Here is a 25,947-nt window from a genome sequence, read left to right on the forward strand (position 1 = left end):
TCAGTCAGCAGCAATTTCTTAACGCAAATTTCGTGTGGAATCAAGACGAAGTGTCGCAAAACTCGCGCTATGCAAAGAGATTTTACTATAGTAGATAGCTTAGCGCTCAGACAATGCAACACTTCGATGATTCCAGACACTCATTTGCTAAAATTGCTATTCCTTGCACGATATACCCATCGCTCAATTTACTTGTCTTCTTATCAATCAGCATCGTCCTGCAGACTCGCTTCTTGGATGCGTGAATAAAGAATATATGCGCCTGCTATGTAAGCCTTGAATTATGTCAACTGTGAATAGACATTAAAGCAATATACATCAGTGTTAAAGTGCCCTGTTTTGCACTTATTTAGACAACAATGTATAATTCTTAACAATTTGTCAGCGATTTTTAATAATATACTTGCTTTTAGTTACGTAATCATGATATAATTTTTTCGGACTTTTTAGAAAAAAATTATGGAGTGATTAATTAGATGAGAAAAATCAATTATTTGTTTTTGGCGGTAACGCTTGTTATCATGGTTGGCCTATTTTATATAAGCGGACAGCATCCTAACACTGTTGATCCTGAAACCTATAAGCCTGCCGTATATTCGACAATCGGCGCTTTGCTGCCCCCGGTTATCGCAATTGCTTTGGCCTTGATTACTAAGGAAGTATATTCTTCTTTGTTCGTAGGTATTGCAATCGGTGCACTGTTATATTCCAACGGTAATCTTGAGCTTGGTTTAAATACTATGCTGTACAATGAAAACGGCGGCATGATTACCAAGCTGTCGGATAGCGGTAACGTTGGTATCATGGTATTCCTTGTTATTTTAGGTATCATGGTAGCTCTTATGAACAAGGTTGGCGGCAGTGCTGCCTTCGGCCAGTGGGCTTCTAAAAATATCAAGACTCGCGTTGGTGCGCAGCTTGCAACCATTGCGCTTGGTGTACTTATTTTTGTCGATGACTATTTTAACTGCCTGACTGTTGGTTCCGTAATGCGTCCTGTTACCGACAGACATCAGGTTAGCCGCGCAAAGCTGGCATATCTTATTGACGCAACTGCTGCGCCGATTTGTATTATTGCGCCGGTTTCCAGCTGGGCTGCAGCTGTAACTTCATCAGTACCTAAAGGCTCTGATATTAACGGCTTTAACATGTTCCTGCAGACTATTCCGTATAACTTCTACGCAATTACTACATTATCTATGATGCTTCTTTTGACTATCATGAAATTTGATTTCGGCAGCATGAAGGTTCATGAGGATAACGCAAATAAGGGTGACCTGTTTACTACTGCTGCTCGTCCGTATGGTGATGATGATGACAATACCGATAAGCCTAACGGTGCGGTTATTGACCTTGTACTGCCTGTAATTGTACTTATTATCTGCTGTATTATCGGTATGATTTATAGCGGTGGCTTCTTCACAGGCGAAACCTTTGTTGATGCTTTTGCAGGCGCTGACGCTCCCAAAGGCCTGGTACTCGGTAGCATGGCAACCTTCTTCTTCACCTTCTGCTTTTACATGGTACGCAACGTAATGACCTTTAAGGAATTTACTGAGTGTATTCCTGCAGGCTTCAGAGCAATGGTTGCGCCGATTATGATTCTGACCATGGCTTGGACTCTGTCCGGTATGACCGGTCTTTTAGGTGCGAAGTTCTATGTGCATGATCTTGTTGCAAACTCCGCAGGTATCCTGAAAATGTTCCTGCCGACAATTATCTTTGTTGTTGCTATGTTCCTTGCGTTCTCTACCGGTACAAGCTGGGGTACCTTCTCTATTCTGATTCCTGTTGTTTGCAACGTTTTCGGTTCCGGCGATACCTATGAAATGCTGATTATCTCTATAGCTGCTTGCCTGAGCGGCGCGGTATGCGGTGACCACTGCTCGCCTATCAGCGATACAACGATTATGGCATCCGCAGGCGCGCATTCCGACCATGTTAACCACGTTTCCACACAGCTGCCCTATGCTTTGACTGCAGCTGCTGTGTCCGTTGCCGGCTATCTGATTGCCGGCGGTATTGCGTACTTTACGGAAAGCTCCTTAGCGCTGATTGCTTTGCCGATTACGCTGTGCTTATTATTCGTAACATTGCTGGTTATGCGTACTTATATGCGTAAACAGGCTGCTTAAACGAAATATTTTATGATCGAAAAGCTGATACAGAAATGTATCGGCTTTTTGTATGTTAAGCATTGCTTATCATAAGCGTTATATTATGCCTTATAACTATAACCGGGCAGAGAAAATATCAATTTGCTATTGCCTGATTTTAGTATTATAATATCTATCACTAGCTAAAAGAAAGAGAAGGTATTGAAGATATGCGGACAAGCATGGACATGCTTAACGGTTCCTTATGGGATAAAATATTTAAATTTTCTATGCCGGTAGCTGCAACAGCTATCTTAGAGCAGTTTTTTACCGCTACGGACGTAGTGATTGCCGGCAACTTTGCTAACAGCGACAGAACTGCAGCGATGGCTGCCGTAGGAACAGATTTGCCGATTATCGGTATGATTATTTTTCTGTTCTTAGGATTGGCCTTAGGCTCTAATGTTGTTATTGCGCAGTCTATCGGCAGACGTGATACGGAAGGCGTAAAGAAGGCGGTGCATACTGCTGTACTCCTTTCGCTGATTATCGGTATTGCGGTAGCTGTTTTTGCACAGTTTGCTGTTGTGCCGATTTTAGATTTGTTGGAAATTCCGGCAGAAGTTTTACCTTCAGCTGTGATGTACCTCAGGATATATTTTTTAGGTATGCCGATTATTTTGCTGTACAATTTTGAAGCGGCTATTTTCCGCAGTATCGGTGAAACGCAAAAACCGTTGATGGCGCTTATTGCAGCCAGCCTGGTTAATATTGTGCTGGATTTATTTTTTGTCTGCGTATGCAAGCTGGATGTTACCGGTGTAGCGATTGCTACAGTGTTGGCTAACGCGGTTTCTGCTTTGATTCTGCTCCGCTTATTGCTGAAAACAGATTCTATAATTAAGTTGGAATGGAGTAAGCTGCACCTTGATATGCCTACGCTGAAAGAAATAGTAAGCATCGGCTTGCCTGCAGGCATCCAGGGCGCAGTTTTCAGCCTGGCCAATGTTGTTATTCAGGGTGCTATCAACAGCTTGGGCACAGAGGTCATAGCTGCCTCCAGTGCTTCACTGATTCTGGAGATGGTAGCGTTCAGTATCTTCAGCTCCTTTACACAGGCGTGTACGACTTTTGTCGGACAAAATTATGGTGCACGGCAACTGGCCCGCTGTCGTGAGATTTTACGCTTATGCCTGCTGGAGGATGTTATCTGCACTGGCTTTTGTATGCTTATCGTATTTATCTTCGGAGACAGGCTTATTGCGCTCATCAACGACGACAGCGAGGTTATCAGGCTTGGTTATATCAGAGCTTCTATTGTATTTTGCGCCTACATTTTCAGCCTTTCGTATGATGTTATGTCAGGTTATCTGCGTGGCTTCGGCATATCGTTTTTACCGTCGCTGCTTACGATTTTAGGTGTCTGCGGTGTACGTTTCTTGTGGGTTGCCTTTGTTTTCCCGGTGTATCATGATTTCCGTTCCCTGATGTACGTTTATCCTGTAAGCATGGGTGTTACCGCTGTACTGATTTTTGCAGCGCTGATGTGGTGCAGACCTTCCAAAAGATTTGCTTAAATAATTTCGAAGCATTTTTTGGGAGCAAAATACTGCTGTATGTGAATATTTTGCTGGTATAAAAAGAAATACTGCTCATTATAATATGCCGGTACAGAAATGTGCCGGCTTTTTTGTGCGCTAAAGCTAACTTTATTGTTTATCCGGTTGGAATTTCAGTATATTTTTGTTATAATGAGTAAAGAGGATTCAAAGGAGGAAGGGCCATGAAAATAGAATTTACAAAAATGCATGGTGCTGGTAATGATTATGTCTATGTAGACTGCACCAAGGAGATGCTGCCGAACCCGGGTGCTATTTCCGAATATGTAAGCCATAGACGCTTTGGTATTGGCAGTGACGGTCTTATCTGCGTTTGCAAATCAGACGTTGCTGATTTCAAAATGCGTATGTTCAACGCTGACCGCAGTGAAGGCAAGATGTGCGGTAACGGCGTGCGCTGCGTAGCTAAATTTGTGCATGACAAAGGTCTGACCGATAAAACTACTATTACCCTGGAAACTCTTTCCGGTGTTAAGGAAATTGAAATGGTTGTCGAAAACGGTGAGGTTGTAGGTGCGAAGGTAGATATGGGCAAGCCTGTTTTCCGTGCTACCGAAATTCCGATGAACTGCGATCATTATATTTTTGTTGACCAGGCAATTGTTCTGAATGATAATCATGATGATGTAACCAAAGAAAAGGTTTTCTATAACGGTACGGCAATTTCTATGGGCAATCCGCACTTTGTTACCTTTGTGGATGATGTGGACAGCCTGAACCTGGAAGAGCTGGGACCGCAATTTGAACATCATAAGCTGTTCCCGGAAGGCGTGAACACTGAGTTTGTACAGGTTCTGGACAAGAACACTGTCAAGTTCCGCGTTTGGGAGCGTGGCAGCGGCGAAACCTGGGCCTGCGGCACCGGTGCGAGCGCTGTTACCGTAGCCTGCATTATGCTGAATAAAGCAGGCAAGAAGGGCGAACCGCTCAATGTACATTGCAAGGGCGGCCTGCTCAAGGTTACGCATGAGCTGAACGATCATGTTACCCTGGAGGGTAACGCAGTCGCAGTATTTGACGGCGTAATTGATATTCCTGAGAGTGTTATTAACGAGTAAACAAATTGCTTGAACTACTGGCTGCAGGTATCGCAATGCTTGCAGCTAGTAATTTTTCAAGCGTTTGCTATAAATTTAAAATGATTTTAATAATGGGGGTTTTTCAATGGCATTTGTAAACGAAAACTATTGTAACTTAAAAGAAAGCTTTCTTTTTGCTGATATTGCGCACAAGGTAAGCGCATATGCTGAGGCACATCCAGACAAAAAGATTATTCGCCTGGGCATTGGCGACGTTACCCTGCCGCTGGCAAAATGTGTTGTTGATGCAATGGCGAAGGCTGTAGCTGAAATGGGCGTACAGTCTACCTTCCGCGGTTATGGTCCGGAACAGGGCTATGATTTTCTGCATGCAGCACTGGTAAAATATTATGCTTCCTTCGGCGTTACCCTGGAAAGCGATGAAATTTTCATCAGCGACGGTGCAAAGAGCGATTGCGCTAATATCACCGATATTTTCAGCAATGCAAACACTATCCTGATTCCTGATCCGGTATACCCTGTATATCTGGATACCAACATTATGTGCGGCCGTCACATCATTTATATGGAAGGCAAGCCGGAAAATGATTTCCTGCCGATGCCGGACGAAAATGTAAAGGCTGACGTAATTTATATGTGCTCTCCGAACAACCCGACCGGTTCTGCTTATACCAAAGAGCAGCTGGAGGAATGGGTTGCTTATGCACTGAAAAACGATGCTGTTATTCTGTACGATGCTGCTTATGAAGCATATGTAACCGATCCGGCAATTCCGCGCAGCATTTTCGTTATCGAAGATGCTAAAAAATGTGCTATCGAGCTGTGCTCTCTGTCCAAGACTGCCGGCTTTACCGGTACCCGTTGCGGTTATACTGTTGTTCCTCATGCACTGGTTCGTAAAACCGAAAGCGGCAAGGAAATGGAACTGAACAAAATGTGGCTGCGTCGTCAGACTACTAAGTTCAATGGTGTTCCTTACATTATCCAACGCGGTGCAGAGGCTGTATTCAGCGAAGAAGGCATTAAACAATGTCGCGAAAGCATTGCTTACTACCAGGAAAACGCACGTATTATCATGGAAGGCTTTGACAAGGTTGGCATTAAATATTATGGCGGTGTACATTCTCCGTACATCTGGCTGCAATGCCCCAACGGCATGAGCTCTTGGGAATTCTTTGACTTCCTGCTGGAAAAACTGCAGGTTGTAGGTACTCCGGGCGCAGGCTTTGGTAAAATGGGCGAAGGCTTCTTCCGCCTGACTGCTTTCGGTAGCCGTGAAAATACCATCGAAGCTATGGAACGTATTATTAACGGACTGAAAAAATAAGCTTAAGCATTTCAAGCCGTACTGTTTCTTGCGGGAGATAGTACGGCTTTTATGTAGCAGTGCTCATGTATACATTATATCTGTGCTTGAACTCTTGCTTTTTTGACAGTAATATAGTAAAGTATTACGTAACTTAATAGATAATTTCACAATGAAAGGTGTGTTTTTGATGAACTTGAAGAAATTTTTGAAAGCTGCTCTGTGCAGTGCTATGGTTGTTGCAATGGCTGTTACCGCAGGCTGCGGCGGTGGCGATAAAAAAGCTGACAGCGGTAAAAAGGTACTGAAGGTTGGTATGGAATGCGCATACGCTCCGTACAACTGGTCCCAACCGTCTGCTGACGGCGGCGCTGTAAAAATCGCCGGCTCTAACGAATATGCTTATGGCTATGACGTTATGATTGCTAAAAAATTAGCTGATTCCATGGGCGCTGACTTGGAAATCCATAAAATCGAATGGGATGGTTTGGCTCCTGCAGTAGTAAGCGGCAAAATTGATGCTGCTATTGCCGGCATGTCCATTACCTCCAAACGTAAAGAATCCGTTGACTTCACTAAACCTTACTACTATGCAACTGTAGTAGCACTGGTTAAAAAGGATTCCCCGCAAGCTCAGGCTAAGAGCGTTGCCGACCTCAAAGGCTCTATTGCTACTTCTCAGCTGAACACCATCTGGTATGACCAGATTGACCAGGTTCCGGACGTTAAAAAGCTGCCTGCTATCGACAACGTTCCCGGCATGATTGTTGCGCTGAAATCCGGCAAATGCAACCTGATTGTAACCGATATCCCGACTGCTAAGGCTGCTGCTTTTGCTAACCCCGAACTGACTATGGTAACCTTCCCTGAAGGTCAAGGCTTCAAAACTTCTAAAGAAGATGTTGAAATCGGTATTGCTATTAAAAAAGGCAACAAGGAACTGGCAGACGCTATGAACAAGGTTCTGAGCGGTATGACCGAGGCTGACTTCAATAAGATTATGGATGAAGCTATTAAGAAACAGCCTTTGGCAAAATAAGCTGTATAAGAATGGAATAGCTGCGTTGCAATAACGAGTTACGCCATTTGCAAGGGGCGGCGGTTGTCGCCCCTTTTTGTATTAAATTAAGGTGGTGTATGTAATGCCGGAAACATTTTTTGGCTGGGTAGTTTACCTGCTGCAGCAATATGGCTCTGTCCTGCTGAAGGGCGCGGTCGTTACTCTGCTGCTGGCAGTAGTAGGCACATTTATCGGCTGTATTATCGGCCTTATTGTTGGTGTTATCCAAACAATTCCTTTGGAGGATAATGACAGCAAGGTTAAGAGAACTTTGGTGCGCTGTGTGCAGCGCTTATTAGACGCTTACGTAGAGGTGTTCCGCGGTACACCTATGATTGTACAGGCTATGGTTGTTTATTATGGTGCAATGAGCCTGTTTGATATCGATATGTCACCGCTGTTTGCAGGCTTTTTGGTTGTTTCTATCAATACCGGTGCTTACATGGCAGAAACTGTGCGTGGCGGTATTGAATCTGTTGACCCGGGACAAAAGGAAGCAGCAATTGCTATCGGTATGGACCATATCCAGACCATGCGTTGCGTTATTCTGCCGCAGGCTCTGCGCAATGTAATGCCGCAGCTGGGCAACAACCTGATTATCAATATCAAGGATACCTCTGTATTGAACGTTATCTCCGTAACAGAGCTGTATTTTGCTTCCAAGTCTGCTGCAGGCGTGTACTACAAATACTTTGAAATTTTCTTCATTACCTGCGTAATTTACTTTATTATGACCTTTACCGCTTCCCGCCTGCTGCGCTGGTTGGAAAGCAAGATGGATGGCCCGAAGGATTATCAGCTGGTTACCTATGACCCGATGATGGATCCCTGCGGTGATATTCCTCTGCCTACTAAGAAGCCGAAAGGACGGTACTAAGCTATGGAAAAGGAACTTTTGTTATCAGTCCATGATTTAAAGAAAAGCTTTGGCGAGCGTGAAATTTTAAAGGGCATCAGCTTTGATGTCCGTCGCGGTGATGTTGTCTGCATCATCGGTCCTTCCGGCAGCGGCAAGTCTACGCTTATCCGCTGCGTGAACTATTTGGAGCATCCGACCGCCGGTACTATTGATTACCGTGGTACGGATGTCAACGAAGCTTTCAAAAAGCTCACTATGTATCGTACAAAGGTAGGCATGGTGTTCCAATCCTTTAACCTGTTCAACAATATGACTGTTCTGGAAAACTGCATGGTCGGTCAGGTTAAGGTCCTTGGCAAAAGCAAGGAGGAAGCCCGCACAACTGCGTTGAAATATCTGAAGCATGTTGGTATGGATACCTATGTAAATGCCAAACCGCACCAGCTGAGCGGCGGTCAGAAGCAGCGTGTGGCAATCGCACGTGCGTTGGCGCTGGAGCCGGAGGTTCTTTTGATGGACGAGCCGACAAGCGCATTGGACCCGGAAATGGTTGGCGAGGTTCTGCGCGTTATCCGCGACCTGGCTAAGGAAGGCCTGACGATGGTTATCGTAACGCATGAGATGGCTTTTGCCCGTGACGTTTCTAACCGTGTTATCTTTATCGACCAAGGCGTAATTGCTGAAGAAGGCGAGCCGCAGGAGCTGTTTACGCATCCGAAGAATAAACGTACCCAGGATTTCTTAAGCAGATTTGCTAACGCTTAAACTAATTTTATAACGTAGCTTTGCTCTCTGTTTCAAGGTATACCTTGAAGCAGGGAGCTTTTGTTTTGCGATGAGCTTTTATCATAACCGAGAAATGCAAGAAGAAATTATAAGTCAACGCAGGAATTTTATTTATTGCTGTAGAATTTCTATTAAGGCGAGGAATATCTCTGCTTAGAAAGAGTTAAAGGTAGTGATAAAAATGATGAAGGTTTTGCGAAGTGTTTTGCTTTGCGCTTTACTGTTGACTACTCATACAGCATTTGCCGCTAAGGGCACTCTGTTATATATACCTATGGACAACAGACCGGTGTGCCTTGATTACACAGTGCAGACGATGCAGGCTGCAGGCTGGGATGTACAGCTGCCGCCGGCCGAATATATTGCCGGTGCTCAGTCAGCAGGGCAGCCGGAAAATCTTTTTAACTGGCTGGAGGCTAAGGCCGGTGAATCGGTAGCCATTGTTGCTTCCTCCGATGCTTTGCTTTATGGCGGCCTGGTAGCATCGCGCACACATGAAATTTCGCCGGAGCTTCTGCAGCAGCGTGCCGAACGCTTGGTAGAGCTGAAAAAGCAGCATGGTGGGCAGAAGGTTTATGTTTTTACCACTATTATGCGTTCGCCTAAGGCCAGCAGTGCGCCGACAGAGCCTGCATATTATAAGGAATGGGGTCCTAAGATTTTCCGTTTGGGAGAGCTGGAGGACAAGCTGGAGCTTAAGCAGATTAAGCGTAAAGAGGTCAAGGAGCTGGCGGAACTGCGCAGCAGCATTCCCCGGGAAATACTTGCTGATATGTTTACACGCCGCAACAACAATATCCGCGCCACAGAGCTTTTGTTGCATGGTGTGGAAAGCGGCGATTTTGACTATATGCTTATCGGACGTGATGATACTGCAGCCTATTCTCAGGCACATAGGGAAGCACGCGAGATGGATATTCTGGTAAATGAGCTGCCGAAGGAAAAAATCCGTTTCTTCGCCGGCGCAGATCAGCTTGGCCTGCTGCTTTTGAGCCGTGCTGCCAACCGTCTGCAGTATGAGCTGCCTTTGGTAAATGTAACCTATGCTGCCGGCATGGGCGGTAAAACAGTGCCTACCTACGAGGATGATACTGTGGCCGTGAGCGCCAAGCAGCATATCTATGCGGCAGGTGCCTTCCCGGTATATTCGCGCAAAAATGCGGATTTGGTTTTGGCTGTCAACACTCCTGCCGATGGTGTGACGCATGAGGCGTCTGATGCAAGCAACAGCTACAAGGCATTGCCTGCTACCGTAAATTTCGTTAATAAGGTTGAACGCATTCTTAAGCATAATCATCCTGTGACTGTGGCAGACATCCGTTTTGGCAATGGTGCGGACAATGCTTTGGTCAAGAACTTGTTTGACAAACAGTTGGCATATCGTCTGGCTTCCTATGGCGGTTGGAATACCGCAGGCAACAGCTTGGGCTTTGCTCTGGCGCAGGGACTGCTGTATAAGCAGTTAATGCCGGAAGCAAGAGAAAATCTGCTTAATGTGCGTTATCTTGATGATTGGGCTTATCAGGCGAATGTGCGCATGCAAACCTACCAGCAGCTTATCTGGCCTAACTATTGGCCCAATAGCGGACTGAATGAGGAGCAGCGTACTGCGGCGGAAGAGTTTATTACCCGGGAAATCAACAAGGTAAGCAAGCCGTATATGGGCAATACTGCCGAAGAATATAAATTTACGCTGCCGTGGAGCAGAATGTTTGAAGTAAAGGTGGAGCGATAAAATGTCGATGAAGTATACGCTTCGCTTTGCGAAGCCTGACGATGCCGAAAAGCTGCTGGAAATTTACGCGCCCTTTGTCATCAGCAGCGACAGGACGCTCAGTGATGTATCATTTGAATATGAGGTACCGTCGGTAGAAGAATTTACAGAGCGAATCAAAAATATTTCTGCGCACTATCCTTATATAGTTTGTGAGCATGATGGCAGACTGTTGGGTTATGTTTATGCCCATCCTTATATGCAGCGTGCTGCCTATCAGTGGGGTGCCGCGGTAACGATTTATCTGGCACCTGAGGGTCAGGGACACGGATTGGGCAAGGTGATGTACACGGCGCTGGAAGCTTTACTGCGCCTGCAGGGAATAGTTGTGACCTATGCCTGCATTACTGCCAGCAATGAGCACAGCGTCAAAATGCATGAGGCGTGTGGCTATAAAATTATTGGTACCTTCAATAATACAGGCTTCAAGCACGGCCATTGGCTGGACATGGTGTTGATGGAGAAGGTTATTGCCGAACATCCCAAGCAGCCTGAGCTGATCAAGAAGATAGGCGAGCTGCCGCCGGAAACCGTGACAGCAGTTTTAAAAGAGGCTTCGGCAAGGCTGCAGTAATAGCTTAGCAGAAAGCAGTTTTTGTGTATCAGCGTAACAGTATTTTAAGAAACTGTTGTAAGATTTTAGCAGAAAAAGAAAAAGCACTGTCAGCTCTATCTGATATAAGAATATCAGTGAGCAGACAGTGCTTTTGTGCTTTTATCAGTTCTTCCAGGGGATAGCCTTTCTCTCCAACCATTGCAGGAACAGGTTAAAGAGCAGGCCGAGCAACGACAATACAATAACTCCGGCCATCAAGCGGTCGGTAATCATCAAATCGCCGTAATGCAGGATGAGGGCGCCGATGCCGACCTGGGCGGCAATCATCTCTGCTGCTACCAGCAGCAGCAGAGATGTGCCGGCAGCAAGGCGCAGACCTGCGAAAATCATAGGTAAGGCGTTAGGCAGAACAACACTTTTCATTGTCTTCCACCAGCTGGCGTTAAAGCTGACTGCAACCTTGATAAGTAGTGTATCAACATTTTTGACGCCGCTGTAGGTGTTCATTGCTACCGGAAAGAAGACGCCGAGAGCAATAATCGTTACTTTCGAAAGCTCGCCGATTCCCAGCCAGAGAATGAACAACGGCAGCAAAGCGATTTTAGGGATAGGATAAAGTGCATTGACAACAGGATTGCCGATTTTATCTGCCAGTGCCGAGGTACCGGTAACAAGACCGACTGCAAGTCCGATAAGGCTGCCGACAGCAAAACCGATTAAGATACGGTATATGCTGGCTGCCAGGCTAACACCAATTTCACCGTCGGCAAGCATGGTAAGCAGGGCGCTGATAATCTGGCTCGGTGCCGGTAAAAACAAAGAAGAAACCAGGCCGCAGCGGCAGATAGCCTCCCAAAAGAGCAGCAGGATGATGATGGAAGCAACGCTTACCCAATGCGGATAAGTCTTTTGCCAATGCGTCATACGGTTGCGCACTATATATTCATTAGCTGCGTTGGCAGCAGTTTTCTTTTCAGGCATTGTCTTCCACCTCCATTAAGGCAGCACGCGCATCCTTGCTGATATGCTCCCAGATGATACGGACAAATTCCGCAATTTCGTCTGTGTGCTCAGGCTTAGCACGCTCGGCACGCGGAATGGCAATCTGCAGTATTTTGCTGATTTTTCCGGGGCGTCGCGAAAGCAGTACAACTCTGTCAGCAAGCATTACTGCCTCCTGAATATTATGTGTAACATATAGCGTGGTCAGACGCGTCTTTTCCCACAGCGTTACCAGCTCCTCCTGCATGATGGTGCGTGTTTGCGCATCCAAGGCAGAAAACGGCTCATCCATCAGCAGCAGGTCAGGCTCGATAGCTAAAGCACGGGCAATGCCTACGCGCTGACGCATACCGCCGCTTAATTGGTGCGGGAAGGATTTTTCAAAGCCCTTTAAGCCTACAAGTTCAATGTAATGCTTAATGCGTGCTTCCTTTTCGTCTGCTTTCATGCCTGCTGTTTCCAACCCGAAGGCGATATTATCATGCACATTGCGCCAGGGGAAGAGACCAGTTTCCTGAAAGACGATGCTCATACGAGGCTCATAGCCTGCAGCGACATCAGTAAATTTTACGTTACCGCTTGTGGGCTCCAAAAGCCCGGCGGTTATATTGAGCAAGGTTGATTTACCACAGCCGGACGGTCCTACCAATGCTACAAATTCTTCCTTATTAATGCTGAGGTTAATATCCTGCAAAACAGGAAGAAGCTTACCGCTGGTGGTGGTGAAATCCTTGCAGATATTTGCGATTTCTAATTTCATTTTCTACCATCCTCCAAAAAGACTGGCGCTAATATATCAGCCGCAGCGTTTTGGTGCTAAAGCATCGTCAACGCATTTTGCAGCTGTTACATTTACGCCAGTCTTGCTTTAATACAATAGTTTATTTCTTCATAGCTTCATCAAGAAAGCTGGTGTTGGCAACATCTTTCGCGTCTAGTTTGCCGGAAATCATCTTGTTGTCAGTGTACCATTTAATCTGGGTTGCAATATCGCTGACAAGCAGCTTGCCGTCCTTATCAATATAGGGCAAGCCTGCTTTAATGTCTTCAGCCGGAGCCTTAACGTATTTGGCCACAATATTAACAACTTCTTCCAGCTTCTTGGCATCCTTCTTTTCTACTGCAGCTTCGTAGTAATAGTTGCAGGCTTTGTTGTAAGCACGCATGAAGCGTACAGCCGCATCCTTATTCTTCATAAAGTCAGGTGAGTAGAAGATAGCAGAGGTCTGGTAAGGAATAACGTCGCCAACCTGTACGACCAGTTTGCCGTAGCCTGCTTTTTGCACCTTGGTGATGTTGGGCTCGTTTAAGATACAGCCGTCAATCTGCTTGCTTTCCAGAGCAGCCATAACAGCACTGAGCTTGCTCAGGGGAACAATTTCCACATCATTGAGGCTCATGCCTTGGGTTTCCAGCATTCTGCCAAGCATATAATGGAAGGTAGAGCCCTTTTGCGTAATACCGATACGCTTGCCCTTCAAATCCTTCAGGCTTTTTACGCCGGCGTTATAATTGTCGGTGGTCACAAGCAGTGCAGAAGAGGAATAGCCTTTTTGTTCACGGCCTTTATCTGCAACAATGCCCAGCTTTTGTCCGTTGGCCGCCATGTTATAAAGGCTGGCCGTAATGCCGGTAGCACCGACATCAACCTTAGAGGAAGCGGTGGATACGGCAATCGGATGAGCGGCATCAAACCATTGCGGTTCAATTTCAATACCTTCTTCAGCAAAGAAGCCCTTATCCATAGCGATAAATAAAGGAGCGCTGCTTGTCAGGCGCAGCATGCCAAGGCTTACCTTAGTCTTTTCTTTGGGTGTGTCTTTTTTTGAATCGTTACCGCCACAGCCTGCAGCTAATACTAATAGGCAAAGGCTGAGCAGAAGAGCAACAATTTTCTTCATTAATAAATCCTTCCCTTCTCCCAAAAATTCATAAAATACCGCTTTTATTCTACACTATTTAACAATAAAAAGCAGTAATATTAATGAAAAAATCGTTTTGGAAACTAAGAAAAAGCTTTTTTGTACGAAATGCAACAGAATTTGCCGATGCTTTAGACACCTTTATGTAAAAAATCTGTGTTAATACGGTTCTTAATAACAAAAAAATGCTATAATATAATAGTATGTTTGAAGAAAGGACGTGGAGACGTGAAGATAAAATGGTTGGTGCAAGGCCTGGCCTGCAGCAGCGTACTTTTCTGCAGCACTATTGCTGCTGCCGCTGACACGCTGCTGGCGCAGGTGCCGCTGCAGCTGACAGCGGAGCAGACTGTTACTGCCGAGCTTTGGGGTGACAAGATGCCTAACGGCTACGCCAATGATCTGCTTGTTATGATTAAGGACAAGGACAAGAAGCTTTTGACGGCTCATGCACCTTCTATTAAGGGAGGGTATAATTGCCAGCTGCAGCCTATTAAGCTGTGGGCAGGCAAAAACGGCAGACAGCAGCTGCTGGTGAGTGCTGCTCAGGGAGATTGGCATGCGCCCAGTGAATATCGTGTGCTTTCCTTTGCCAACAAGAAAAATGTGCGTGAGGTCTTTGGTGCTGCCGAAAGCATGGGACTGGTAACGCAAGCCTATGCCAAGGACGGTAAAATGCATGTAGTTTTAATCGATGGCAATAAGTCGGATTTAACACCGGCTGCAGGCAGTGAGGTTGAAGACGGCAAGCTGGAGTATGGCGGCTTGCATTCGCTGGTGGCACATGATGTAGATAATGACGGCGCAGATGAATTGTTAGGCTGTCAGCAGCTGGTGCAGAAAAAGCAACCTCTGGCAGATGTGGGTGCTATCTGGAAGCAGGACAAGAAAACTAAGGAATGGAAACAGTTTTCCCTGACCATTATGACGCTTGCGCCTACGCCTAAGGATAATACCGTAAATGATGGCAAGGATTTTGCTGCCGGTACTATATTGGTGCGCAAGATGGTAGTTCCCGGCGGTGAAGCGACCTTCCCGGTTTTTGCCGGTAAGGACGTAGAGCTGCAAAATAAAATGAATAAGCTGCTGCAGGATGAATGCAAAGATTATCTGGAGCATTTTTACAATGGCGAGGCAGATATGGCTTTTAAGGTGATGCGTGCCGATGAACAGATTCTGAGCTTGCAGCTGATCAGCGGTAAAAACAGCTTTATCCATCATCAGCTGAACGTAAATCCAAAGACGGGTGAAAAAATACGTCTGGATGAAGTGCTCAATGTCAAGGATAAGGATTTGCTGCCGCTGCTTAATCTGCTGAATACCAATAAGAAGGTTGTATATAAGGACAGACTGCCGGATGAATGGTATATTGAAGGAGATAACCTGTTCTTGATGCAGCGTATTGATGGTGTGGACCAGGTATCCGGTTTTGCCATGGGCAATCTGCATAAATTTTTGCTGAAAAAAGAGCTGTTGAACAGCAAAAGCTGACTGGTCAGTCAGTAAAATTTGTGAGAAGAAGATAATGGGAGAAAATGCAAGAAAAAGTGGCGAAAACTGCTTAAATGACGTTTGCTTTTCTGAAAAATGTCCATTATAATAGTAGTATTCTGAAACTGGAGCAGGAATATTTTCAGGTAAAGGCGCTACAATATAGCAGTCTTATTAGTTATTATATATATTGAGTAGTTTCAGAGTGAAGGTGAAGGAGGTTTTTTTATGTTAAGTTTTATTCGCTCCGGCCGTGCGAGAAAAGCAATGGCTGCGGCGCTGGCGGCAACCTTTGTACTGAGCGTTGCAGGCTGCGGTCAAAAACAGCAGCAGGGCGGCAATCAGGCAGCATTGGTTAAAACCATGAAGGTTATTAAGCGTGACACCCCTCTGGTATATGATTATACAGGCTTTGTACAGGCTCAGCAGGAAATGGAGCTGAAAGCTCAGGTAAGCGGCCAGATTACAGCTAAGTATTTCAAGGGCGGTGACACTGTAAGCGCAGGTCAGACCTTGTATGCTATTGACCAGCGTACATATCAGGCCAACGTACTCAATGCGCAGGCAGGCCTGGCTAATGCTCGTGCGGCTTTGGCCAACGCAGCTCTGAACGCAGAGCGTTACAGCACTTTGTATGCACAGAATGCAATTTCCAAGCAGGTTCTGGATAACGCTATTATGCAGCGCGACCAGGCTCAGGCTTCTGTAAATGCGCAGGAAGCAATTCTGGAAAATGCGCAGATTAACATGACCGATACCAGCGTTTCCGCTCCGTTCAGCGGTCGTATTGATACCACCGCGCTGGAGGTTGGCAACTATGTAACTGCAGGTCAGACTACTCTGGCAAAAATCAGCAACACTGACCCTGTATTCGTACAGTTCAGCATCGCTGAGCCGGAATATCTGAAGCTTTCCGGTGCTCATGATAACAGCGGCGCTGCTTCTCTTGACAACCTGACTGTTGTTCTGAGTGATGGCAGTACCTATGATTTGAAAGGCACTGTTGCAGAGGTTAACCGTGGCATCAATGATAACACCGGTACCATGACTGTAAAGGCTTTGTTCAGAAACCCTGCACATCGTCTGCTGCCTGGCATGTTTGCTCACGTACAGGCTACAGCAGGCACCAAAAAGGATGCTCTCTTGATTCCTATGCGTGCAGTTGTTGAATTGATGTACAAGAAATTTGTTTATGTTGTTGGCAGCGATAACAAGGTTACTATGAAAGAAGTAACTCTTGGTCCTTCTGTCGGCCGTTTCTATATGGTTGAAGGCGGTCTGACCGGCGATGAGACAATCGTAGTTGAAGGCACCGGTAAGATCAGACAGGGTGCTCAGGTTAACCCGCAGCCGATGACTGAGGCTGATCTGGATACTACTGTTGACAACAGTGCTACCGCCGGCAAGAAGCAATAAGGAGGTTGGCTAGATGGCTCGTTTCTTTATTGATCGCCCTGTATTTGCGATAGTACTGGCGATTATTATTACCTTATTGGGTACGATTGCCGGCTTCAGCCTGCCTATCGCCCAATATCCTAACATTACTAAACCGCGTATCAGCGTAAACACCAACTATGTAGGTGCAAGTGCCGATATCGTTGAAAAGGCTGTAGCACAAACCATTGAGCAGAAGGTCAGCGGCGTAGAAAATATGCTGAATATGTCCTCTGTAAGTACCTCCAGTGGTGAGTACAAGCTCAATGTTGAGTTCAACCTGGAGAAAAACGCAGATATCGCTTCTGTAGAGGTTCAGAACCGTGTATCCCAGGCAACCAGCTCTCTGCCGAGCGAGGTTTCTGGTTATGGTGTTACTACTGCCAAAGAATCTGCCGAGACCATTATGTATTTTGGTCTTTATTCTCCTAAAAATACCTATGATGCAATGTTCTTAAGAACATATGCGGATGCGAACTTCTTGGATGCTGTAAAGCGTGTTAAGGGCGTATCTACAGTTGGCGAATATGGTCCGGAATATGCAGTCCGCATCTGGCTTAATCCTGAAAAAATGGCGCAACTGGGCGTAACCGTAACCGACGTTTCCAACGCTATCAAAACGCAAAACATTCAGGCAGCGGTTGGTTCTATCGGTAACCGTCCTACTGTTGACAAGCAGGAGCGTACCTATTCCGCAAGTGCTCAAGGTCGTCTGAATACACCTGAGGAATTCGGTAACGTAATTATTCGTTCCAACAATGGCGATAACCTGAAGCTGAAGGATATCGCAACTATTAAAGAAGGTCCTCGTAATGACCTTATCGTCAGCAAGTTGAATGGCGGCGATTCCGTTGTCTTCCCGGTATCCCTGACCTCTGATGCGAATGCTATCGAAACTGTTAAGAATATCCGCGAGGTATTAAAGGACGCTGAAAGCCGTTTCCCTGACGATATGAAGCTGATTGTTATTCAGGATAACACCCAGTTTATTACCGAGTCTTTGGAGAAGGTTGCACATACCTTCGTTGAAGCTTTGATTCTGGTTATTCTGGTAGTATTCATGTTCCTGGGCAGCTGGCGTGCAACCTTGATTCCTATTCTGGCTGTACCGGTATCCTTGATTGGTACCTTCGCTTCCTTCGTAATTTTGGGCTTTACTATCAACACTCTGACTGCTTTCGCAATGATTTTGGCTATCGGCCTTGTTGTCGATGACGCTATCGTTGTAGTAGAGGCAGTAGAGCATCATATTCAGGAAAACGGTATGTCTCCTAAGGAGGCAACCTACCGCGCTATGAACGAGGTTTCCGGCCCTGTTGTGGCTATCGCCTTCGTACTGTCTGCGGTATTTATCCCTGTAGCCTTTACCGGCGGTACTGTTGGTGAATTGTATAAGCAGTTTGCGATTACGATTTCCGTATCCATGATGCTTTCTGCGATTATTGCGTTGTCCCTGACTCCTGCGCTCTGCTCCTTGATTCTGGTGAAGAAGGAGGAGGCACCGAAGGGCTTTATCGGCAAGGCTGTAAAAGCATTTGATGATTGGTTTGCAAGAACGCTGGCCAAATACGTGAAAAACGTTGAAGGCTGCATCCGTAAATCTAAGCTTGTCCTGACCTGTCTTGTTATTGTGGTTATCTGCATCGGTTTCCTGGCGAAGGCAACGCCGACAGGCTTTGTACCGAACGAGGACCAGGGCATGACTGCTGTATCTATTGCTCTGCCTGAAGGTGCTTCCAGTAATCGTACACAGCAGATTATGGCAGGCCTTTCCCAAAATATGAGAAAGTTACCTGGTGTTAAAAATGTTATGGAGGTTAGCGGTATTGATATTCTGTCCATGGGTCAGAAGGCTAACGCCGGTCTGGCAGTAGTTTCTATGGAGGACTACAGCCAGCGCAGCAACAGCGTACAGGATATTATTCCGATGATTTTCGGTATGGGCGCACAGATTCCTGATGCAACCGTTATGGCTTTCCAGCCGCCTTCTCTGCCGGGTGCTTCCAGTACCGGTACCTTGAGCCTTTATCTCATGAACCTTGGCGGTGAAGATGTTAACACCATGGGTGAGCGTGCTAATGAATTTTTGGCTGCTTGCCGCAAGCGTCCGGAAATCGGTATGCTGTACACCACCTTGAACACCAATACTCCTATGTATCAGTTTGAGGTTGACCGTGAAAAGGCACAGTCTATGAACGTGCCTGTATCTACTGTTTATTCCGCATTGCAGGCCTTCTTAGGCGGTAATGAAATTAACGATATTAATAACTTCGGCCGTACCTGGAAGGTTGTTATGCAGGCTGATGAAAAATATCGTACCGGTGTAGAGGATATGCGTTACTTCTTTGTACGCAGCAACGATGGTAAATCTATTCCGCTGAATACACTCGTAAAGCCTACTCCTAAGAACAGCTCTGTTGTTATGACACGCTTTAACGGTGCCAGTGCGATTAATATTTCCGGTGACCCGGCCAGCGGTTATTCCTCCGGCCAGGCTATGGCTGCCATTGAAGAAGTTGCTAAGCAGGTTCTGCCTAACACCTACACCTACGAATGGACTGGTCAGAGCCTTGACGAAATTGAAGCAGGCAACCGTTCTACTCAGATTTTCATCATTTCCCTGATTTTCGTATTCCTGTGTCTGGCAGCTCTGTATGAAAGCTGGACAATTCCTCTGGCTGTACTGCTGTCCGTACCTTCCGCAGTTTTCGGCTGTTTCCTGGTACAGTATGCACGTGGCCTGCAGAATGACGTTTATATGCAGATCGGCCTGATTACATTGATCGGCTTGGCAGCAAAGAACGCTATTCTGATCGTCGAATATGCGAAGATGAATATGGAGCAGGGCATGGATGTTGTACATGCGGCTGTTGAGGCTGCTCATGTCCGTCTGCGTCCTATCCTGATGACGTCCTTCGCCTTCATCTTAGGCTGTCTGCCTTTGGCTATTGCTACCGGCCCGGGCGCCGGCGCGCGTGTATCCATGGGTAACGCCGTAGTTGGTGGTATGACCATTGCTACTCTCTTTGGTATCTTCCTGATTCCTGTACTCTTTGTAGTTGTTGAACGCTTCTTCAGCCGCAAAAAGAAGGGGACTCCCGAAGATAATGTAACCGAACAGCTGTAATGCTGCTAAAAAACGCCGCTCAAACGAGCGGCGTTTTTAATTTTCAATAGCTGATGTTAGACAGTAAAATGCATATTTTTAATTTTATACATAAATAATAGCATAGAAGTTAATGGTTATTCTGATATGAAAAGCAAGCTCAAAGAGCCTGCTTTTTTAAGTTACATAAGTAAACTAATCCTTTTCAATAACAAAAGTGCTTTTTAAATTTTAATAACAATAACAAATTTAAAACGAATACAATCTGTAAGTAAACTAAGACCGTCCGTTTATTATGTGTGACATAAGCAACGGAATAACAGCAGAATTATTTTTATACTTAATTCAGCAAGGCAAAAAGGGGTGTTTGAAGTCAAATATCCGGAAGCATATTGCGGTAAATATTATATTTAAATTTATTTGGAAGGGGTGATTTATATGGGTTCCGTAACAACTAATCCGTGGCTGATTTCTATTATCAACATGACAATCGTTTTTGGTGTGCTCATTGCTTTAGGTGTACTCATGAGTATGATTCAGTTGGTTGACCCTACTAGAAATAAGCATTGAAGCAAATTATGCAAAGTTTTGCCCTGTCTAATCTATTAAAAAATGCACTTATTTTCCCAATATGGGCCCAGAGGAGGATTATTCTATGTTTGAGGCATTTATCGTCGCTTTGGCTTCTGTTTGGGCAGACTCAGGTTTTTCTGCTCTGACAAGTGGCAACGTAATTATGATTGGCGTTGGTTTGGTTCTGCTTTATATGGCTATAGGCAAAGGCTTTGAGCCTTTGCTGCTGTCTCCAATCGCCTTTGGTTGTATTCTGGCTAACATTCCTAAAAACGGTTTCGAACAGCCGGGTGTTATGTCCGTTATTATGTATGGTATTCACCACGAAGTATTCCCGCCATTGATTTTCCTGGGCGTTGGCGCAATGACCGACTTCGGTCCGCTGATTGCTAATCCTAAAACCTTGCTTTTAGGTGCTGCTGCTCAGATTGGCGTATTTGTATCTTTGATGGGCGCTATGGCTTTGGGCTTTACTGTACAGGAAGCATCTGCTATCGGTATTATCGGCGGTGCTGACGGCCCGACAGCTATTTATCTGGCAGCTAAAATGGCTCCGCATCTTTTGGGTGCTATTGCCGTTGCAGCTTATTCCTACATGTCCCTGGTACCACTGATTCAGCCGCCTGTAATGAAGCTGTTTACTACCGAAAGAGAACGTAAGATTGTTATGGAGCAGCTGCGTCCGGTAAGTAAATTTGAAAAGGTCGTTTTCCCGATTATGTGCACCATCGTTATTTCTCTGCTGCTGCCGCCGGTAACAGCTTTGATCGGTATGCTGATGCTTGGTAATCTGTTCAAAGAAGCAGGCTGCCTGGACCGTCTGTCCGATACTGCACAAAATGCTTTGATGAACACTGTAACCATCATGCTGGCTACCGGTACCGGTCTTACTATGAGTGCTGATGCCTTCCTGAACTATCAGACTATCCTGATTATCTGCTTAGGTCTGGTTGCTTTTGCTGCAGGCACCTGGGGCGGTGTAGTATTCGGCAAGATTATGTGCATGGTTGATGGCGGCAAAACTAACCCGTTGATTGGTTCCGCCGGTGTATCCGCAGTTCCTATGGCTGCCCGTGTATCCCAGATTGTCGGTCAAAAGGCTAATCCGGCAAACTTCCTGCTGATGCATGCTATGGGTCCTAACGTAGCAGGCGTTATCGGTACTGCAGTTGCTGCAGGTACCATGCTCGCAATGATCGGCCCTGTTGCTAAATAAACAGTTATTGTGATGACTCTCCCTAAAAAGTGAAGCCCGTCCGGTTTTTACCGGATGGGCTTTGCTTTTGTTTAACTATAAATATGCTTGCAGCCGCTACGCTGTGGCTGTTTGAAAGCAAAAAAAAATAACCAGTTCGCAGCTGGTTATTTTTTATTGCCAAAACTAAATTCGCAGTCGTTTCAGCATTCTCCCAATCTCTCTTTAGACAAATTGAAAACTGAGAGGATATTAAATTGTTGCTTTGCAGTATTTATTTTAGCAAACTGAATATGACAATCTGTTGCACAAGCAACAAAAACGATTAATGAACTTTTGAAATAGTATAGAAGCTAAAGTAAAACAATAATGTAAATAAAGTAACTGTTTTGCAAAAAACAGTGTGACCTGTGCAACAGAAGATAAAAAAATATAACTTTATACTTATTAAAGTAAGATAAGCATCTTGCTTATAGAACTTAGTTCCCCTTTAATTATCTTAGGAAGAGGTGATAAACAGTGGGTCCTGTAACAACAAATCCATGGCTGATTGCCATAATCAACATGACCATTGTCTTTGGAGTTCTAATCGGATTAGGCATGTTGATGAGTTTAATCCAGGTAGTTGATCCTACCAAGGCTAAATAAGATTTAGCTGAAACAAGGTTTCAAAGCAGTGCTGCTGCTTTAAGCAGCTTCATAAGAAGAAATGACATTTTCCGATGTGTTGCTTGCTTCGCCAAGCAGACCACAGGTAGACTAGGGGAGACTGTGGTGATACAGTTAAAATGAAAGTGTTGTAGCATTATTGTGGAGCTTATTTGCACTTATAACATCCCAATTAAGGGAAACAAGGAGGAAAAATTCACATGTTTGAGGCATTTTTTGTTGCTTTGTCTTCTGTATGGGCAGACTCCGGCTTCTCTGCACTGACAGGCGGTCATGTAATCATGATCTGCGTTGGTCTGCTTCTGCTTTATATGGCTATTGCTAAAGGTTTCGAGCCTTTGCTGCTGTCCCCGATCGCATTCGGTTGTATTCTTGCTAACATTCCTAAAAACGGTTTCGAAGAACCTGGTGTTATGTCCGTTATCATGTATGGTATTCACCACGAAGTATTCCCGCCGTTGATCTTCTTGGGCGTAGGCGCTATGACCGACTTTGGTCCTCTGCTGGCTAACCCGAAAACCCTGCTCCTGGGCGCTGCTGCACAGGCTGGCGTATTCGTAGCTCTGTTGGGCGCTATGATGCTTGGCTTCTCCGTACAAGAAGCTGCTGCTATCGGCATCATCGGTGGTGCTGACGGCCCGACTTCCATTTACCTGGCTGCTAAAATGGCTCCTCAGCTGTTAGGTGCAATCGCAGTTGCTGCATACTCCTACATGTCTCTGGTTCCGCTGATTCAGCCTCCTATCATGAAACTGTTCACCACTGAAGCTGACCGTAAAATCGTTATGGAACAGCTGCGTCCGGTTTCCCACTTCGAAAAAGTTGCATTCCCGATCATGTGCACCATCGTTATCTCCCTGCTGTTACCTTCCGTAACCGCTCTGATTGGTATGCTGATGCTTGGTAACCTGTTCAAAGAAGCTGGCTGCCTGGATCGTCTGTCCGACACCGCACAAAACGCTCTGATGAACACCGTAACCATTATGCTGGCTACCGGTACTGGTCTGACCATGAGTGCTGATGCATTCCTGAACTATCAGACCATCCTGATCATCATCCTTGGTCTGGTTGCTTTCATCGGTGGTACTGCTGCCGGCGTTATCTTCGGTAAGCTGATGTGCATCGTTGACGGTGGCAAGACCAACCCGTTGATTGGTTCCGCCGGTGTATCCGCAGTTCCTATGGCTGCTCGTGTATCTCAAGTTGTTGGCCAAAAAGCAAATCCGTCCAACTTCCTGCTGATGCATGCTATGGGTCCTAACGTAGCAGGCGTTATCGGTACTGCAGTTGCTGCAGGTACTATGCTGGCTATGATTGGTCCTGTTGGTAAATAATTTATACTGAAACTCCCCTGAGGACGCGCTGCAAGGCGCGTCCTCTTAATTTTTGCCTAAAAAGCGGTCTGAAATACTAAACTGTCACATTTTAAACAAAAAAGATGGCATTTTTGTGTCCATAATCAGTGGACATGTACCGTGGGATTACATTCAATACGAAAAGCAAAATTAGCATCAGCTGTTAAAAATAACTTATAGAAGGTACTAAAAAAATTATATGAATCGCAAACCCTTGATATAATGGGGTTTAGAGCAGAAAGCTGTAATTTATCAGAGCAGATTTTATAAAGAGAATTAAGATAATTTTCAGACAAAAGGCTTATACACGTTTCAAAAATCATTCACTCATAGTTTAACTTAATTCCGGGAAAGCATATAAAAGTATAAAAATAAAACACCATGACAGTTATGTCCATAAATTGCAATATAGAAGTGTGTAACAGAAAAACACTATTTACGTTAATAATGTAAATTTTTCAATAAAATAACTTTTTATTTTACGCTTATAGTGTTATAATAGGTACATGGAAATGCAAGAAAATACATAAGCGATTTCCGTAAGTTCTTTGAAAACTACATATTAATAGCTGATATAGAATGTCTCCCTCGGCATTGTATATAAATTAATTTTAAAAGGAGGAACATAAAATGTCCCCAGCAATCAAATGTCTTATTTTGTTGGCAGTAGTTGCATTATTCTTTGTAACCGAACTTATCCCTCTTGCAGTTACTGCTACCGGCGCAGCTATCGCATGCGGCCTCTTAGGCTTGATTCCTGCAAAACAAGTATTCAGCGGTCTGTCTAACTCCACCGTTGTTCTGTTCGCAGGCATGTTCGTAGTTGGCGCTTCCATGTTCTACACCGGCCTCGCACAAGCAATCGGTAATACCGTAGTTAAAATGTGCGGCACAGGCGAAAACAGCCTGATGTTCGGCCTGATGATCGTTGGTACCGTACTGTCCGCAGTATTGTCCAACACCGGTACCGCAGCTTGCTTACTTCCTGTAGCACTCGGTATCTGCTCCGCAGCTAAGATTCCTGCTTCCCGTCAGTTAATGCCGTTGGCATTCGCTTGCGGTTGGGGCGGTATCATCACCATGGTAGGTACTCCTCCTAACATCATTGCTACCGGTGCTATGACCGCTGCTGGTCTTGAGCCTTTCGGTTTCTTCGAATTCGCTTGGATTGGTGTTCCGGTTTCTGTAGCTGGTATGCTGTACATGATGTTTGTAGGCAAATATTTGCTCCCGAACAAACAACTCGATGCTGACCAAGAAATCGAGCAAGAAATCGAAGCAAATGAAACCTCTAAATCCAAACAAATCGTTTCTGGCGTTATCCTGCTGGCAGTTGTTCTGGTAATGGCTCTCGGCATTAAAGGTGTAACCCTGGAAATGGCAGCAATCATCGGTGCTCTGGTTTGCGTACTGACCGGTTGCTTAACTGAAAAACAAGCTTATGCTTCTATCGACTGGGTAACCATCTTCCTGTTCGCTGGCATGATGCCTGTATCCTCTGCTATGGATAAAACCGGCGCTGGCAAACTTATCGCTCAATGGACTGTTGGCCTGATGGGTGGCTCTCCTTCTCCGTTGGTTGTAACCGCAGTTCTGTTCATCCTGTCCTGCGGCCTGACTCAGTTCATGTCCAACACCGCATCCGCAGCTCTGCTGTGCCCGATCGGTATTGCAATCTCCAAGAACCTGGGCGCTGACCCGAAAGCAGTTCTGATGGCTATCGCTGTTGCAGCATCCTGCGCATTCGCAACTCCGGTAGGTACTCCTCCGAACACTCTGGTACTTGGCCCTGGCGGATACAAATTCATGGACTATGTAAAAGCTGGTACCGGTCTGGTTCTGGTAGCTTTCGTAGTATCCCTGGTTGTTATCCCGATGGTATGGCCGTTCTTCCCTGGCAAATAATTTGTTAGGTTAGTAAGCTAAAATGCAAATCAATCCCCGTCACGAAAGTGACGGGGATTTTTGTTGTTCAAAATAGGGATAATAGCAGCCAGAATACGTGAAACTAAGAGTGAACATACAGACATATTTTTTTAAAGAATGGTGTACAAGAGAATATAATAATAAACAAGCAAATTTATGCATAAATATACAATAAGCT

At 45.4% G+C, this 25,947-nt stretch carries 18 protein-coding genes and 2 pseudogenes; 17 read left to right on the plus strand and 3 right to left on the minus strand.

All coding sequences use genetic code 11. The annotated features are described in order from the left end of the window. Positions 1–476 precede the first annotated feature (476 nt). The 9 genes from KAH19_RS06300 to KAH19_RS06340 all read left to right on the plus strand — a co-directional run bounded on the left by KAH19_RS06300 (position 477) and on the right by KAH19_RS06340 (position 11,114). Complete coding sequence (locus KAH19_RS06300; protein ID WP_210683870.1) at positions 477–2,135, plus strand: Na+/H+ antiporter NhaC family protein; 1,659 nt, start codon at positions 477–479, stop codon at positions 2,133–2,135. Between the two features lie 191 nt (positions 2,136–2,326). Beyond that, positions 2,327–3,673 (plus strand): MATE family efflux transporter, encoded by a 1,347-nt coding sequence (locus KAH19_RS06305; protein ID WP_246869312.1) that lies wholly within the window; start codon positions 2,327–2,329, stop codon positions 3,671–3,673. 212 nt (positions 3,674–3,885) lie between these two features. Then, complete coding sequence (gene dapF / locus KAH19_RS06310) at positions 3,886–4,773, plus strand: diaminopimelate epimerase (RefSeq protein ID WP_044484008.1); 888 nt, start codon at positions 3,886–3,888, stop codon at positions 4,771–4,773. Positions 4,774–4,879: 106 nt separating this feature from the next. Beyond that, the gene (locus tag KAH19_RS06315) at positions 4,880–6,082 is read left to right on the plus strand and encodes an LL-diaminopimelate aminotransferase (protein ID WP_210683871.1); all 1,203 of its coding nucleotides are present in this window, start codon (positions 4,880–4,882) and stop codon (positions 6,080–6,082) included. Positions 6,083–6,251: 169 nt separating this feature from the next. Then, positions 6,252–7,100 carry a transporter substrate-binding domain-containing protein gene (locus KAH19_RS06320; RefSeq protein WP_246869313.1) on the plus strand — a complete coding sequence of 283 codons (849 nt, stop codon included), beginning with the start codon at positions 6,252–6,254 and terminating at the stop codon, positions 7,098–7,100. Between the two features lie 103 nt (positions 7,101–7,203). Further along, positions 7,204–7,998: an amino acid ABC transporter permease gene (locus KAH19_RS06325; RefSeq protein WP_210683873.1), complete on the plus strand. Its 795-nt coding sequence runs from the start codon at positions 7,204–7,206 to the stop codon at positions 7,996–7,998. A gap of 3 nt (positions 7,999–8,001) precedes the next feature. Further along, positions 8,002–8,745 (plus strand): amino acid ABC transporter ATP-binding protein, encoded by a 744-nt coding sequence (locus KAH19_RS06330; protein WP_009145731.1) that lies wholly within the window; start codon positions 8,002–8,004, stop codon positions 8,743–8,745. A gap of 202 nt (positions 8,746–8,947) precedes the next feature. Further along, a complete protein-coding gene (locus KAH19_RS06335; protein ID WP_210683874.1) occupies positions 8,948–10,501 on the plus strand; it encodes a DUF4127 family protein in 1,554 nt (517 codons plus the stop codon). A 1-nt stretch (position 10,502) separates the two neighbouring features. Then, positions 10,503–11,114: a GNAT family N-acetyltransferase gene (locus KAH19_RS06340; RefSeq protein ID WP_210683875.1), complete on the plus strand. Its 612-nt coding sequence runs from the start codon at positions 10,503–10,505 to the stop codon at positions 11,112–11,114. A 144-nt stretch (positions 11,115–11,258) separates the two neighbouring features. On the opposite strand, the gene KAH19_RS06345 is transcribed toward KAH19_RS06340, so the two are convergent. The 3 genes from KAH19_RS06345 to KAH19_RS06355 all read right to left on the minus strand — a co-directional run bounded on the left by KAH19_RS06345 (position 11,259) and on the right by KAH19_RS06355 (position 13,999). Beyond that, positions 11,259–12,077 (minus strand): ABC transporter permease, encoded by an 819-nt coding sequence (locus tag KAH19_RS06345; RefSeq protein WP_210683876.1) that lies wholly within the window; start codon positions 12,075–12,077, stop codon positions 11,259–11,261. Further along, positions 12,070–12,858, minus strand: coding sequence for an ABC transporter ATP-binding protein (locus tag KAH19_RS06350; RefSeq protein WP_210683877.1), 789 nt, complete (start codon positions 12,856–12,858; stop codon positions 12,070–12,072). The genes KAH19_RS06345 and KAH19_RS06350 overlap by 8 nt, the downstream gene beginning before the upstream one ends. A 121-nt stretch (positions 12,859–12,979) precedes the next feature. Then, positions 12,980–13,999: an ABC transporter substrate-binding protein gene (locus KAH19_RS06355; protein WP_210683878.1), complete on the minus strand. Its 1,020-nt coding sequence runs from the start codon at positions 13,997–13,999 to the stop codon at positions 12,980–12,982. Between the two features lie 249 nt (positions 14,000–14,248). Between KAH19_RS06355 and KAH19_RS06360 the strand changes: the two genes are divergently transcribed. The 8 genes and pseudogenes from KAH19_RS06360 to KAH19_RS06385 all read left to right on the plus strand — a co-directional run bounded on the left by KAH19_RS06360 (position 14,249) and on the right by KAH19_RS06385 (position 25,748). Next, positions 14,249–15,511, plus strand: a complete 1,263-nt coding sequence (locus tag KAH19_RS06360; RefSeq protein ID WP_210683879.1) for a hypothetical protein — start codon at positions 14,249–14,251, stop codon at positions 15,509–15,511. A gap of 228 nt (positions 15,512–15,739) precedes the next feature. Beyond that, positions 15,740–16,927 carry an efflux RND transporter periplasmic adaptor subunit gene (locus tag KAH19_RS06365; protein WP_246869314.1) on the plus strand — a complete coding sequence of 396 codons (1,188 nt, stop codon included), beginning with the start codon at positions 15,740–15,742 and terminating at the stop codon, positions 16,925–16,927. Between the two features lie 13 nt (positions 16,928–16,940). Further along, positions 16,941–20,072 carry an efflux RND transporter permease subunit gene (locus KAH19_RS06370; protein WP_210683880.1) on the plus strand — a complete coding sequence of 1,044 codons (3,132 nt, stop codon included), beginning with the start codon at positions 16,941–16,943 and terminating at the stop codon, positions 20,070–20,072. Positions 20,073–20,489: 417 nt separating this feature from the next. Next, a pseudogene (locus KAH19_RS11070) lies at positions 20,490–20,615 on the plus strand (sodium pump decarboxylase); the annotation flags it as partial. A 91-nt stretch (positions 20,616–20,706) separates the two neighbouring features. Continuing rightward, positions 20,707–21,840, plus strand: a complete 1,134-nt coding sequence (locus KAH19_RS06375) for a sodium ion-translocating decarboxylase subunit beta (RefSeq protein ID WP_246869315.1) — start codon at positions 20,707–20,709, stop codon at positions 21,838–21,840. Positions 21,841–22,338: 498 nt separating this feature from the next. Continuing rightward, positions 22,339–22,464: pseudogene (locus tag KAH19_RS11075) on the plus strand (sodium pump decarboxylase); the annotation flags it as partial. Between the two features lie 224 nt (positions 22,465–22,688). Beyond that, positions 22,689–23,822, plus strand: a complete 1,134-nt coding sequence (locus tag KAH19_RS06380) for a sodium ion-translocating decarboxylase subunit beta (protein WP_210683882.1) — start codon at positions 22,689–22,691, stop codon at positions 23,820–23,822. 651 nt (positions 23,823–24,473) lie between these two features. Beyond that, complete coding sequence (locus KAH19_RS06385) at positions 24,474–25,748, plus strand: SLC13 family permease (RefSeq protein WP_210683883.1); 1,275 nt, start codon at positions 24,474–24,476, stop codon at positions 25,746–25,748. Positions 25,749–25,947 lie beyond the last annotated feature (199 nt).

The sequence above is a fragment of the Phascolarctobacterium sp. Marseille-Q4147 genome, assembly GCF_017968825.1.
In the GTDB taxonomy this organism is placed as follows: Bacteria; Bacillota; Negativicutes; order Acidaminococcales; family Acidaminococcaceae; genus Phascolarctobacterium_A.